Consider the following 12,977-nt stretch of genomic DNA (forward strand, 5'->3'; position numbering starts at 1 on the left):
ATAAGAAGAGAATATAAGGATAAGTCGACGATATTTAAAAAGTATGATTAACTTTTTAGGAACGTATTGCTTTCACATTAAATGAATTATTTTTGTAATATTTGCTTATTTTTTAAAACGCTGTCAAAGTCAGCTGCAAATATTTATCGCAGGAACTGTTATCGTCAAAACTGTTGTAGCAAGAACGAGTTTATGGATTGAATTGGTGCCAGTGGTCGGACTCGAACCGACACGCTTTTAAGGGCGGCGGATTTTGAAAACTAAAACCAATCATTAAAAAACAGTAACTTACAGATAAATCAATAATTTACAATGTCAATAAAAGGCGATATTAGTCAATAATGAGCAACTCTACCGCCATTTTACCGCCATTTATTTTATGTTTGATAATGGATTCAGCAAGGTTGCCTCCTCAAGATGATCTGGCGCAAGATGCGCATAACGCATTGTTGTTTTAATGTCTGTATGCCCCAGTATTTTTTGTAATACTAAAATATTACCGCTGTTTATCATAAAATGGCTGGCGAAGGTGTGACGCAGTACGTGGGTTAATTGTCCGTCAGGTAATTCGATCCCCGCCCGTTCAATTGCTCTTTTAAAAGCCTTTTCATGTGTTCCGCTAAAAATCTTATTATTTTCTTTGGGAATTTGGTTATATAGTTCTTTCGTAATTGGTACCGTACGATTGCGCCGCCCTTTTGTTTTTGTGTAGGTGATTTTATAAGGTTGTATTTGTGTTAACTTTAAATTGGCTATTTCAGACCAGCGCGCCCCTGTTGACAGCCCAATTTTGACCATTAATAGCAAATTAGCAACGTTGCTACTAGCACATTCATCTAATAATAATTTTATTTGTTCATTAGATAAGAACGCCATTTCCGATTCATCGGTTTTAAATTGTTTGATATTGCCGATCGGGTTGGGCTGATCCCATTCGCCAAGGCGTGCCAGTTCGTTAAACATGGCGCGCAAATAAACCAACTCAAGATTAAGTGTCCTTAACGATATTGTTTTAACTGAATCAGTTCGATAAAGCTCGCCGTTCATGCGTCTTTTGCGGTAATCTGTAAATGTTCTAGTAGTGAAATCATTGACTAACGGATCATTAGTTGACCGGCAAATAAACTCAAGTATCTTTTTTACTCGCTCACCGTCTTTTAGTGTCTGCCCGTGGGACTGGTACCAAGTATTAACCAAATCAGACATACGCCGGCGATCTTGTTTTTTAGCTATCCACGGCTTAGTCGCTGCTTGTTCGTCAATATAATTTTCATATGCTAGTGCTTCGCTTTTCGTACCGAATGTTTTACGGATTCTGCGCCCACCATCTAAATATTTTTCAAACAGCCACTTGCCGCCGGATTGTTTGCGTACACTCATCGTACACTCATCCTAAAATTTTAGCCTTTTGTGCTTGGAATTCTTCTTCCGTAATAATGCCTTTTTCTTTCAACGATGCTAATCGTTCTAATTGTTCCAGAGGGTCATTACTTGCTGCTTGCGGTTGACTAGCGTTTGATGCCCCGCCTTGTCTTAAATCTTCCATTGCTTGTTTTACCATGTTGGTAAATGGTATTACGTTTTTCTTGGGCACATTTTCCACGGTGTAAGTATGCCCACCCGCAGCTATAATAATTTGACCAAATAAAATCTTGGTTTGTCCGCCTACCGAGGAGATAGTGCTTAAGTCAACAGCCACTTGCTTAACCCCGAAAAACAAGCCTTTATCTAAGAAAATAACCCGTTGATTGGTTAAAATAATTAACCATGTTTTACCGTCCATTTTTCCTGATGAAACAGCGATTGGCGCTTCGCCCGGCATTGCGATTTGCGGAAAGTGCAAAAATTCTTTTTTTGTAAAAAAACCGTCATCATTAGAAAGTTTTTTTAATCGTTCAAATTCGGCTAGCAATTCGGATTTTGTTGCTGTTTTATAATCAATCATTTCTAATGCTCCTTTATTTATTTCTTTCATTATTTAATTCTTAAAAATACTACTCTTTAATAACTGATATTCGTCATCAGTAATAGCACCACTATTTTTTAATGCTGCAATTCGTTCAATTTTTTCCAATGCTTTGCTTGATAGTTCAATTGATTTTTTTTCTGTTTTGATACCGTCGATGTTTGGCTCACCCTCGCCAGTGCAAAGCCATTGTAAGTTTGCACCAGTATCTATTGAGCATTTAACTATTAAATCATAGGGAATTGAATTTCTTGCAACTCTATTACCTATAACGCTGACAGTAGTCCCAAGTAGTTCACTTAGTGACTTAACTGTTTTTGATCCATAAGCCAAAACCATTCTATTTATTATTTTTTTGCATTCATTTTCGGTATCCATAAATCACCTATAAAAATTAAAAATAATTCCGTTTCGGAGTATTGACACACATCCGTATTGGATAGTAATATAAAAAACAATCCGAAACGGATAGCTATAAAGGTCAATAACGGTCAATAATTCCAAAAGGGACATAATGCACTATGAGTAACGCAATTTCAATCAATTTAAATACTGCGCCGTTTGTCACCGTCGAACGATACGCCGAATTAACGGGGCTACCAGTCGAAACGGTCAAAACGCACATCAAAAACGGGTTGATCCCAACCAAAAGCAAACCTGTATCAGAAAAATCAAGCCGCACCCGCACCCTGGTCAACATGTTTGAGATCTCGGCTGTAGCGGCATCGGAAAGCAAGATAAAAATTAATCTAAATTTTGGAGGCTAACCATGAGCCACGCAATCTATTTGAGCTCTAAATCGTCTAATACGCCTACTGTGATCTACGTTCGCGTAAATCAGCATAATTCGGCTGGTTGGATCGAAAAAACCGATGGGCAAACAATTAAATTATTTAAAAAATTAGTTAATAGCTGAGGGTTAAAGGGGGTTATATGAACTCAATGCCCAACACCGAAACAAATATCCCGCGTGGGTTTCTACGGGATTTTCACCAAATTTTGAGCAGTCAACGGAGTTTGGCTCGTGCCGCGTTTAACCGATTGGCACCGGATCAAAAACGCTTGCTATTGCTAGCTGCGGATGTTGGCGCTCGATACAGTCACATCAACGCTGACGGCTCCCCCGCGTACACGTTCAATTTAAATTTTGATTCCCTCACAGACGACGAGATCGACCGGTTGAGACGGGGATTAAACAAACTACAAACCATTATTAATTCGTTCGCATTGTGCGAACAGGGCGATTTTAAACGGGAGAATCGACAATGACAACAGCACCAAAAACACCGGAGCTAACACGCCAATTACTCGTAACAATTAACGATGCCAAACGCGATCTGCGTCGCGGTTTGTGTGACGTTTTTACTACCAAACTGGAACGACTGGCTGCGTATATTCGATCTGACGATCTGAGTGCGTCCGAGGCGGCGGATCTACTGCGTGACGAGGCGGAATACATGCGCGAACAAATGCGGGAGGAACTTTAACGTGGCTGATTTAGCGGATATTGCTCAGGAACGGATCGACGTTTTTACCACTGCCGCACTGAGCAAAACGAACGTTTACACCGGTGAATCGGCACGTTGCTGCGTCAATTGCCAGGAACCAATTCCAGACGAGCGACGTCGTGCAATACCCGGTTGCAGTCTGTGCATTGACTGCCAACGCGAGGAGGAACTGCGAGGGCGAAATTTTGTTTAGCCGTTCTTTTCGTCCAATTTGCGATCACTCACGGAGTTAAATATTTATATGTGTGTAGAAATTGATCAGCGTTGTTTTGGCAACGATGTTATAAACATTATTTTAATTAGTGGCGGGAAAGATTCGTTAGCTGTTGGGCTGTTAGCTAGGGACAGCAATGTCCCTCGCCTAAATGTATTTGCCGACACGGGGCACGAGCATCCCGAAACGTATCGATATATAAACTATTTGACCGATCACGTTGGGGACATTCATCAGGTTTGCGCGGATTTAGCCGTCGATATTGAGCGAAAACGTCAATACGTTTCTGACCACTGGCACGAAAAATTAGTTAGTCAATACGGTTTTAGCTCTGAACAGGCAACCAACGCAATTACGCGAGCGATTAACGCCCTGCGACCAACTGGCAATCCGTTTTTAGATCTATGTCTTCTCAAAGGCAGATTCCCCTCCACTCGCGCTCGATTTTGCTCAACAATCTTAAAACACGACGTTGTAAAACGACAGATCGTTGATGTTTTGTTGCATAAATTTAACGAGGTAGTTATCTGGCAGGGCGTCCGTGCAGACGAGAGTGTGTCCAGATCTAATTTACCTGTATGGGAAACCGACGCTGATAACACCCCTGGACTGAACATTTATCGACCAATTTTGAATTGGTCACATGATCAGGTTTTTGAATTTGCCAAACGACACGGCGTGGAACCGAATCCGCTGTATAAACAGGGGTTTACCCGCGTTGGGTGTATGCCGTGTATTCACGCCAGAAAATCAGAACTGCGCGAGATTTTTTTACGTTATCCCGACCAGATTGAACGCGTCGCTAATTGGGAACAAATTGTTTCACAGTGTGCTCCTAGGGGGTGTGCGGCGTTTTTTATTTCAACATTAGATCCTGCCAATAGAGAAACAAATCCCGATCTCGTCAGTTTAAACTCCCACGGAATAAAAACAATTCAGGACTGGGCGCTAACAACTCGTGGCGGGCGTCAATTCGATTTGCTGGCAGGGCTGAACGACGGCGTTGCCTGTAACAGCGTTTACGCTGGTGTCTGTGAGTAATCGATATATTCAATTTAGGAAATAATATGTGTGTAGAAAAAATCAAAATCCGACATCCTCTATTGAGGTATTTTGGCGGTAAATTTAGGCTGGCTCCGTGGATAATTTCAAATTTTCCTAACCATTCTGTTTACGTTGAGCCATTCGGCGGTGCGGGTAGTGTATTGCTACGAAAAAATAAAATCCCCCGCGAGGTTTATAACGATATTGATTGTTCAGTGTTTAATTTGTTTAAAATTTTACGCGATCCTCAATCTGCAAAAAAATTAATTCAGTTAATTGCGTTAACCCCATTTCACAGAAATGAGTATCTAAACGCCTGTTATTGCAATTGTTCTGACGAAATAATTCAGGCTAGTCAATTATTAATCAGATCGTTTATGTCTTTTTCTTCAAATGGAATTCATCAAAAAAATTCAGGTTTTTCTGGTAGTACCAAAAAAAGGGGTACGACCGACGCAACAACATGGGCAAAAATACCTGCTAATTTGTTGGCAATTGTTGAGCGATTACAGGGGGTTATTATCGAAAATATTCCCGCGATCGAATTGTTAGACAAACACGACGGTCCAGAAACCCTATTTTATTGCGATCCGACCTATATGCACGCAACCAGAACAACTACCGCGGGATATCAATACGAGATGACGCTGGTTGATCATGAAATTTTTTTAAACAAAATTAAACGCGTCGAGGGGCGGGTTGTTATTTTCGGTTACAACAGCGAATTATATAACGACATGCTAAACGGTTGGGACAGGAAATGCACCAACGCACGAGCTGCGTCACAACGTGGCCCCATGATTAGAACTGAATGCGTTTGGATTAAACGGTGAAATTAGAGGAAAAACGGATGACTGTCCAAAGATCATTTTTAAAATGGGTCGGGGGAAAATCAAGAATTCTCGACCAATTATTACCTCATCTTCCTGTGTCAGACACTCTACGGCTGGTTGAGCCGTTTGTTGGTGCGGGTAACGTGTTTATAAACACAAATTATAAAAACTATCTATTATCAGATAAAAACAGCGATTTAATTAACGTGTACGTTTGGCTGAAAAATGACCTCGCGAGGATGATTAACGCCACCAAAAAATTATTTGATAACGGCGTTGATTTTTATCAGATACGCACTCAGTTTAATTGTCAGCTATTTCCCCCGTCGTCATTAGAACGTGCGGCGGCGTTTGTTTATTTGAATCGTCACTGTTTTAACGGGATCTGTAGATATAACCAACGTGGCGAGTTCAACGTACCGAGCGGCAAATATAAACGGGTCTATTTCCCGCAGGACGAACTGATCGCGTTTAGTAATAAATTGATATCCGTGCCCACTGATGTTGTGGTGGCGGATTTCACCACAATAATTAAATCTGCTGGTTTTGGCGACGTTATTTATTGTGATCCGCCTTATATTTCAGGTACCAAAAACGACATTTTCACAGGTTACACCGCCCACAAATTTAACTACCCAGTTACTAAATTACTGCACGATCTGCTAGTCCACGCCGTCCAGCGAGGCGCATCGGCGATCGTGTCTAACAGTGATAACCCAGTCGTACGGGGTATTTTTAGTGAGTTTGAAATTTACGAAATCGATGCCCCACGATCTGTTGCGGCCAACGGCAACCGTCGATCGGCGCATGAAATTATTGCTGTTTTAACGGCGGATATGGTTTAGAGGTAATCGATAATGGCAACGCATGATTTAAAAATAAGACCAGAACATTTTTATAATATTTTGATGGGAATAAAAACAGCAGAATTGCGATTAAATGATCGCGATTATCGTGTTGGTGACATTCTCTGTCTGCGTGAGTATGTTGACGGTAATTATACCTGTTATAGAATTTTTCGCCGCATTTCTCACGTATTAGACGATGAAGAATACCTACAGCCGGGGTATGTAATGCTAAGCCTGGTCGACGACGTAGTTAACTCCGCGGAATAACATGGCTTTCTCGATCATTCAGCGATTGCCACCAATCAGCGATAGGGCGCGATATGCCCTATCTGTTGTTATGCGCGATTACTACGATCGTGTTGGGCAATTTTTACCAAGTAAATTTATTCAACCCAAATCGCCGCGCAACACTGAGCGTCGGGCGCCGGCTGACCTATCAATTATTGAGCGCCCGCTGTGGGAACAGATGCCACACGAGTATCGTTATTTTCACCATTTTTTTAGTGATACACCGCAATTTATCGGTAGTTATTTTGCCCGTAAATATGCAACGCTCTATCAAGAAAAAGGTTCAAAAACCGCTAATACCTATTTACGCACATGCGGTCTAACTCGTTGTAGTGAAGTGCAAGAAAAATACACAATTAAAAACACCGGCACGAGCCTTGTCGCACAAGCTTTTTACAAGCAGCTTTCAACATTGCCAACTTACGACAAAATCGACGTCGATGAACTCGGCGCAAAGATTGCCGGGTATATGCAAAATCTTATTATTAAATTTTTAGAAACCGACGAATTTAAGCTGTCAAATGTCGATCACGAATTAAAGTTGTATAAATTTGCATTAGAACAAATCAAACCTTTAAAAATTACTGCACCCTATTTTGCTGATTATAAAAAGGGCGAGATTGCCGAACAGCAAATTGTTATCGCTTTAGCCAAGCTGTCGGACGACAAGTGGTGGCAAAACAAATTAAAAAGGATGTGGGCTTTTCAACGCGAGCACTTAGCAATCGCAGCAGGTCAGGTACAAAAATTTGCCAGCCCATACGCCAGTCGCACCTGTGTTGGTGAGTGGCGCGAACAGAAACGCAAAAATCGCGAATGGCTCAAAAACCAATGCATAGAAAATACTGAAACTGGAGAGCAATTTGAACTAGTTTTACAGGTGGACAAATCGAACGCCAACCCCGCGATCCGTCGCTGCGAATTGATGATCCGCATGAGAGGGTTTGAGGACATCGCCGACGAATTCGGTTACTGCGGTGCTTTTATCACAATAACCGCACCTTCAAAATTCCACGCAGTTCATGCTAAAGGTGGTTTTATCAAAAATTGGAATGCCGGCACACCGCGCGACACTCAAAAATATTTATGTAATGTATGGGCAAAAATTAGAGCTAAGCTGAATCGTGAACATATCAAAATATTTGGCTTTCGCGTTGCTGAGCCGCACCACGACGGTACGCCTCACTGGCATATTTTGGCATTTATGTTACCCGAACATGTAGGACAGGTTCACGAAATTATGAGAACGTATGCGCTAGACGAGGATGGCGACGAGCCAGGAGCGCAGGAAAATCGATTTAAATTTGTTGATATCGACAAACAGCGGGGATCAGCAACGGGTTATATTGCCAAATACATTTCGAAAAACATTGACGGTTACCAACTAGCCGATGAGGTCGACGACGAAACCGGGCAAAATTTGCGAGATATGGCAAAAAATGTATCTGCCTGGGCGAGCCGTTGGGGGATTCGGCAATTTCAACAGATCGGCGGTGCACCGGTGACGGTTTGGCGTGAATTACGTCGACTAGGCAGCCAAAAAGTCGATAATCCGGAAATCGATCCAGTATTAGCTGCGGCAGATGCCGGCGATTGGGCAGCCTACACGCAATTACAAGGTGGGGCTATGGTACAGCGCAACAACCTACGCGTTAGAATTTCGTACGAAGAGGAACAAAACCAGTTTGAAGAAGAGGTTAAAAAAATTAAAGGGGTTTTTTCGCCGATCGTTGGTATCGCCTCTTTTATATGCACCCGTTTAATAAAATGGGCTATCGTCTCTAAAAATAGGCGCGAACGCGCCCCTCGGAGTTCTGTCAATAACTATACGGCGTGTACGGTGGTCAAAACGTCGCCGCTGGACGATCAACGCGAGGCAATTAAAAAACAACTGAGAATCATCGGGTTACCGGACGACGATTTTACCGTAAATCGACTATTTTTTAGGCGCAGTATTCAAATTAACCGCGATCAGTATTTGAAATTGGACAATACGCTGGACGGAGTGCACCTAATTTTTAGTAATTCGCCGTCTGTTCCGCGAAAACCGCAAAAACAGGATATTGTTTTATTCGATTTTTAATTTTTAATACAGGGATCTAATGTGTTGACAATAAAACTAAAACCGATATATAGTAAAAATACGTTAGCAAAATCTAGCGTCAGACGTGGAAATCTGAAGTTTTACAGGAGCGCAACCGCTTAAGCGGTATTTTTATGCGTTAAACTTAGTCACATCTTTTCAATGGTGGGCTGAGTGGGTCAGCCGTAAGGTTGGCTGGTCTTCCTGTAAGCCAGTTTCCACACCTGCTTGGTTCACCTCCAGAGCGTGGAAACTCTTTAGGTGATTAAACTTTTTTACAGGAATTTAATCATGAAAATCTCACAAATTACACCCGTTGACACATCAGAAAATGTTGTTATTCATTTAAATCAATTCGCAAAAATCGAACAGGCCGAGACAATCGCCCGCGCTTGCATAAACGCACATTCAACCCCTGCCGACTTTGTGGTTGTGATTTGCTGTATAGCGGATTTGTTGCATGCAGTTATTGAAAAATCAGAATAAAATAAATATTAGGTGGTCGATGCTCTTGCTTATCAGGGAAGATTCATTTATCATCAAAATGCGTTAGGGTAACTCACTTTCTATACGGTGATCGGGTAACCTACATATTCAGTGGTGGTACACTGAACCCTTTAAGGCTCTAATTGAGCCTTAATTCTTTATAACTGCTTCTTAGTAATTTTTTCAGCTTCATCCTCTGTTAAATCCAATATTTAAAATTAAACCTTCTCTAATAGGTAAATTTATCGTCTGATTAAAACCGCTAAATAGTTTTATATAAAAATCAATGACATAATAAAATTTTTACTTGAAATTTTCGTTTTAAATTAATATACTGTATTTAATTACAGTATATTAATTTTCATTAGGAGCTACTCAAATGGGTGATATTGAACTAAAAAATCAAATTAAATTAGAGCGTGCAGAATTTATCAGTAGGTTGATGATTGATGCCGAATTATCTCAACGTGACGTTCAGATTGGATTGTGTTTGCTGCACGAATCCCTGTTAAAAATACAAAAAAACACTAAACAAAAACCTAACATCAACTCGGATTAACCATGTCCAGTGCCAGTTGTGGGTTAATATCACGGCTGGCCAGATAGGTATTTATTCGCCCCAACCCGCGCGCACTAGGGCTCAAAACCCGATCAAATTCCGATTTTATTCTAAACGTCAGGCCGCATTCAGGATCAGAACACGAACAATATTGATAGTTTAACAGTTTATGAGTGCGCGCGGTTTTTGTGATCACTGCGCGTTGTCCGCATTCTGGGCAAAATAATACTGGTTTTCTGCTCATGTTATCCCCTCGTCATTTCTACACGAGCCAATTATAACATATTTTAATCAGACGGCTGTGTAATTACCTCAAAATCAAATAGTAATTTGCTAGAAAATGGGGAATTGATCACGTCTGGATCGTTATTCACGGAATCGCTTATCAAATCTTGCAAAACTTTGGTTTCTGTACTCATATAGTTTTTGCGCAATTTAGTTACATCGCCAGTATTCGACCCGTTGGCAGGAATTACCCCGGATAGACCGGCAGGGAATCGATGTGCGTTCAATAGATCCTGTGCTGAAATGTTTTTGATATTGGCAAATTCGTCTTTGGCCGAGTTTAGATCGCCGACGGGTATTAGCTGTATCGCCTTTTCACTGCCGTCAGGTATATTTACAAACATATTTTTGAAGTTTCCAACTCCTCTTGAGTTTTCAATCTTTTCTTTTATTTCATTTTCGATTTCATCGGTCATATTCGGATCGTTAGTGTAAAAAATATAACCCATATGTGCCCCGTTGCTGTAATAACGCCGCCTAAACATTGTCGCCTCGCTATTCAACATTGCGCTATTAACACCGCCCATATAATCGGGGTACCCGTATACCCGTTGCTGTGTATCAGGCATTTTTATTTGTATTACATCATCAAACGGGTAAATAATTGTTTCATTTTTGTTTGGTAAAACCCAACCTGTAATGGCGTCTTCATCATCATTTTTATGTGCTCTCACATACAATGACATTAGCGGAATCAATCCAACAACTGAACCAAATGCATTGCGTAATTTTAATAGATAGCAATCACCAAAAATAATCAGCTCCTGGAATGCGGACATAGCGTCCATTTTGCTGAGTCCGCCGCTGATGTATGTGCTTAATAACATATTTCGCCGAGCCTGCACTATTCCGCCATGTTGGGCGTTCATATTAGGCAACTGAGATAATGCTAGTCGATCAACTGGTATTGTATAACAGTTTGATTCGTATTCGTTACGTGTTCCCAGATACGTGGTTAGATCTGTAACAACAATTTCGGGGCGTTCAAATGTGATCGATGTCATTTTTTTTGTTTTTTGATCACGTTTTTTGCGATTGAAAAATTTAATCATTTTTGTGTAATCCATGTTGATTTTCGTTGTTTTGTGTTGTTCAATGGCTCGTTAAACACAGCGTGCGAGGTTGCAAAAAATTCGTCTGCGTGTCCGGTTAGTTCTGTTCGACTAGCTGCATATGTAATCTGATTTGATTTGGCCGTAGTTTGTTGTTCAATCGACATAAACGCCGTGATTAGGTTTTTTTGCTCCCCGTCCCATTCAATTCGTTCCTCCTCTACAACATCCAGCATTTTTAAAACCAATTGATTTTTTATGCTGACGTTATAGTGAATGGCTCTCACTTCACGGCGAGCAAACTCTTTAATATGCTCATAAACACCATAACCAATCCCTGTTATATCAATACCAATGTAGGTTATATTAAACTTAGCCTTGATTTTTTTTATCTCGTTGGCCATGTATTTAAAATTCATGCCTCGCCATTTATAAATTGCTAATATTCTAAATTTTTCGTCGGGATGTAATGGCGGTGCCACTAATACAAACGTGGCATTATCCCTCGTTCGGCTTGGATCAAAACCTGCCCATACCTCACGATTACCAAACGGCCTGTCACTTTTTAGATCTAGATCCTGCCATTTGCTGGCGTCAGTGATACATTTTTGTAATTTTTCAAACTCAAACACACTTTTGCCGCTTTCAGCAAATTTACAGCAATATAAAATTTTGAACGCTTGAATGCTATTCGATTCTTTCAGATCGTCGATATCGACTTTATCAAAACCAAGATTGATAGCATCTTCCATTGTGATCAACAGCCGCCAGAATTTATCCGGGCAAATGGTACCGTTCATTCGGAGTTTCTCATCAGCTGGAAATTCAGTATTTTTACGTTTGGGTGATCCTGCCTGCCATTCCTCGCCCGACCATAATTTGTAACACGGATGGTCTTTAGTGCTAGGTGTTGAAAATAACGTTATTCTAAAATCGCCCAGTGTGGCCATAGCCTTTGCGCCGGTGTACAGGTCGATAAACTTGGACATCCAAAAAACTTCATCAAAATAAACATTACCGCTATAGCTTTGTGCTGTACTTACGTTATTGGCACATAAAATCAAATTTGCATGATTGCTCAGTGTGATAAAATCTCCGCCCTTTATCTCAACACCGAAAAATTCATCTGCAATACGTTTAATGTACGTTGAGAATACTCTTGCTTGCGCTTTAGATGATGATACAAATATCTGATTGTTACCCGTTAATACAGCATCTTCAAACGCTTCAAAAGCAAAATAAAAGGTGAATCCGATCTGCCTACTTTTTAAGATAAATCGATAACGTGATGCCGTTTTATGTTCTCTAACATATAACTGGTGGGGATATAGCAACGTTTTTGCAACATTATCAAAATCTTCTTTCGTAATGCCGGAAACGTCATTTTTTCGCTTTCTACGCGGTTTTCTGCCGGGTTTGTCATTCAGTTGTTGTAAATTGTTGCTATCGCCTGTACTTGTTTTTACAGCATCCGCAACCGGCGTTAGTTCAGATTTTAGTTGATTCTTAGCTCGCGCATTGATTAATTTAACGTGCTGAATAATTAAATTATCAATTTCTTTTAATTCAATCTCGGTCTTGTTATCACGAGCGACTAATAGCGCTAACCGGCGATTGATAGCATCTTCTACCGATTCTTCACTCAGCAGTAATGACCATTTGTATTTTTCTGCCCAATAGTAAACGATCCTCACATTTTTTAAATGCAACGATTTAGCTATCTCTTTCGGCGTATGACGTTGTAAATACAGCGCTTGCGCCGCTTTTATTAATTCGGGATTGTATCTCATGTGACTATTGTCTAATAATCA

Annotated in this window: 16 protein-coding genes; 10 read left to right on the forward strand and 6 right to left on the reverse strand. The window is 40.7% G+C overall.

Annotated elements, in window-relative coordinates:
* Window positions 1–372 precede the first annotated feature (372 nt).
* The 3 genes from J3U14_RS01980 to J3U14_RS01990 are packed head-to-tail and all read right to left on the reverse strand — an operon-like array spanning window position 373 to window position 2,344.
* Window positions 373–1,380, reverse strand: coding sequence for a tyrosine-type recombinase/integrase (locus tag J3U14_RS01980; RefSeq protein ID WP_267350845.1), 1,008 nt, complete (start codon window positions 1,378–1,380; stop codon window positions 373–375).
* A 7-nt stretch (window positions 1,381–1,387) separates the two neighbouring features.
* Window positions 1,388–1,975 carry a PH domain-containing protein gene (locus J3U14_RS01985; protein WP_267350844.1) on the reverse strand — a complete coding sequence of 196 codons (588 nt, stop codon included), beginning with the start codon at window positions 1,973–1,975 and terminating at the stop codon, window positions 1,388–1,390.
* Between the two features lie 3 nt (window positions 1,976–1,978).
* A complete protein-coding gene (locus J3U14_RS01990; RefSeq protein ID WP_267350843.1) occupies window positions 1,979–2,344 on the reverse strand; it encodes a helix-turn-helix transcriptional regulator in 366 nt (121 codons plus the stop codon).
* Between the two features lie 143 nt (window positions 2,345–2,487).
* Here J3U14_RS01990 and J3U14_RS01995 point away from each other — a divergent pair, with 143 nt between their 5' ends.
* The 10 genes from J3U14_RS01995 to J3U14_RS02040 all read left to right on the forward strand — a co-directional run bounded on the left by J3U14_RS01995 (window position 2,488) and on the right by J3U14_RS02040 (window position 9,829).
* The gene (locus tag J3U14_RS01995) at window positions 2,488–2,733 is read left to right on the forward strand and encodes a hypothetical protein (RefSeq protein WP_267350842.1); all 246 of its coding nucleotides are present in this window, start codon (window positions 2,488–2,490) and stop codon (window positions 2,731–2,733) included.
* 498 nt (window positions 2,734–3,231) lie between these two features.
* Complete coding sequence (locus J3U14_RS02000) at window positions 3,232–3,453, forward strand: DUF2732 family protein (protein WP_267350841.1); 222 nt, start codon at window positions 3,232–3,234, stop codon at window positions 3,451–3,453.
* Between the two features lie 121 nt (window positions 3,454–3,574).
* A complete protein-coding gene (locus J3U14_RS02005) occupies window positions 3,575–3,667 on the forward strand; it encodes a TraR/DksA C4-type zinc finger protein (RefSeq protein ID WP_267351010.1) in 93 nt (30 codons plus the stop codon).
* 48 nt (window positions 3,668–3,715) lie between these two features.
* Window positions 3,716–4,729 (forward strand): phosphoadenosine phosphosulfate reductase family protein, encoded by a 1,014-nt coding sequence (locus J3U14_RS02010; RefSeq protein WP_267350840.1) that lies wholly within the window; start codon window positions 3,716–3,718, stop codon window positions 4,727–4,729.
* Window positions 4,730–4,755: 26 nt separating this feature from the next.
* Window positions 4,756–5,565 carry a DNA adenine methylase gene (locus tag J3U14_RS02015; protein WP_267350839.1) on the forward strand — a complete coding sequence of 270 codons (810 nt, stop codon included), beginning with the start codon at window positions 4,756–4,758 and terminating at the stop codon, window positions 5,563–5,565.
* Entirely contained in the window at window positions 5,562–6,410 is an 849-nt protein-coding gene (locus J3U14_RS02020) for a DNA adenine methylase (protein ID WP_267350838.1), read from the forward strand. The genes J3U14_RS02015 and J3U14_RS02020 overlap by 4 nt, the downstream gene beginning before the upstream one ends.
* A 12-nt stretch (window positions 6,411–6,422) precedes the next feature.
* A complete protein-coding gene (locus tag J3U14_RS02025) occupies window positions 6,423–6,680 on the forward strand; it encodes a DUF3850 domain-containing protein (RefSeq protein ID WP_267350837.1) in 258 nt (85 codons plus the stop codon).
* A gap of 1 nt (window position 6,681) precedes the next feature.
* On the forward strand, window positions 6,682–8,784 hold the full coding sequence (locus tag J3U14_RS02030; RefSeq protein WP_267350836.1) for a replication endonuclease: 2,103 nt from the start codon (window positions 6,682–6,684) through the stop codon (window positions 8,782–8,784).
* Window positions 8,785–9,075: 291 nt separating this feature from the next.
* A complete protein-coding gene (locus tag J3U14_RS02035; protein ID WP_267350835.1) occupies window positions 9,076–9,270 on the forward strand; it encodes a hypothetical protein in 195 nt (64 codons plus the stop codon).
* A 379-nt stretch (window positions 9,271–9,649) separates the two neighbouring features.
* Window positions 9,650–9,829, forward strand: coding sequence for a hypothetical protein (locus J3U14_RS02040; protein WP_267350834.1), 180 nt, complete (start codon window positions 9,650–9,652; stop codon window positions 9,827–9,829).
* On the opposite strand, the gene J3U14_RS11685 is transcribed toward J3U14_RS02040, so the two are convergent.
* Genes J3U14_RS11685 through J3U14_RS02050 form a run of 3 tightly spaced genes read right to left on the reverse strand, consistent with a single transcriptional unit; the run spans window position 9,816 to window position 12,956 of the window.
* Window positions 9,816–10,073, reverse strand: a complete 258-nt coding sequence (locus tag J3U14_RS11685) for an ogr/Delta-like zinc finger family protein (protein ID WP_416380139.1) — start codon at window positions 10,071–10,073, stop codon at window positions 9,816–9,818. The genes J3U14_RS02040 and J3U14_RS11685 overlap by 14 nt on opposite strands.
* Window positions 10,074–10,116: 43 nt before the next feature.
* Window positions 10,117–11,181 carry a phage portal protein gene (locus tag J3U14_RS02045; protein ID WP_267350833.1) on the reverse strand — a complete coding sequence of 355 codons (1,065 nt, stop codon included), beginning with the start codon at window positions 11,179–11,181 and terminating at the stop codon, window positions 10,117–10,119.
* Entirely contained in the window at window positions 11,163–12,956 is a 1,794-nt protein-coding gene (locus J3U14_RS02050) for a terminase large subunit domain-containing protein (protein ID WP_267350832.1), read from the reverse strand. Before J3U14_RS02050 ends, J3U14_RS02045 begins: the two co-directional genes overlap by 19 nt.
* Window positions 12,957–12,977 lie beyond the last annotated feature (21 nt).

Source organism: Gilliamella sp. B3801 (assembly GCF_026536645.1).
Lineage (GTDB): Bacteria > Pseudomonadota > Gammaproteobacteria > Enterobacterales > Orbaceae > Gilliamella > Gilliamella apicola_I.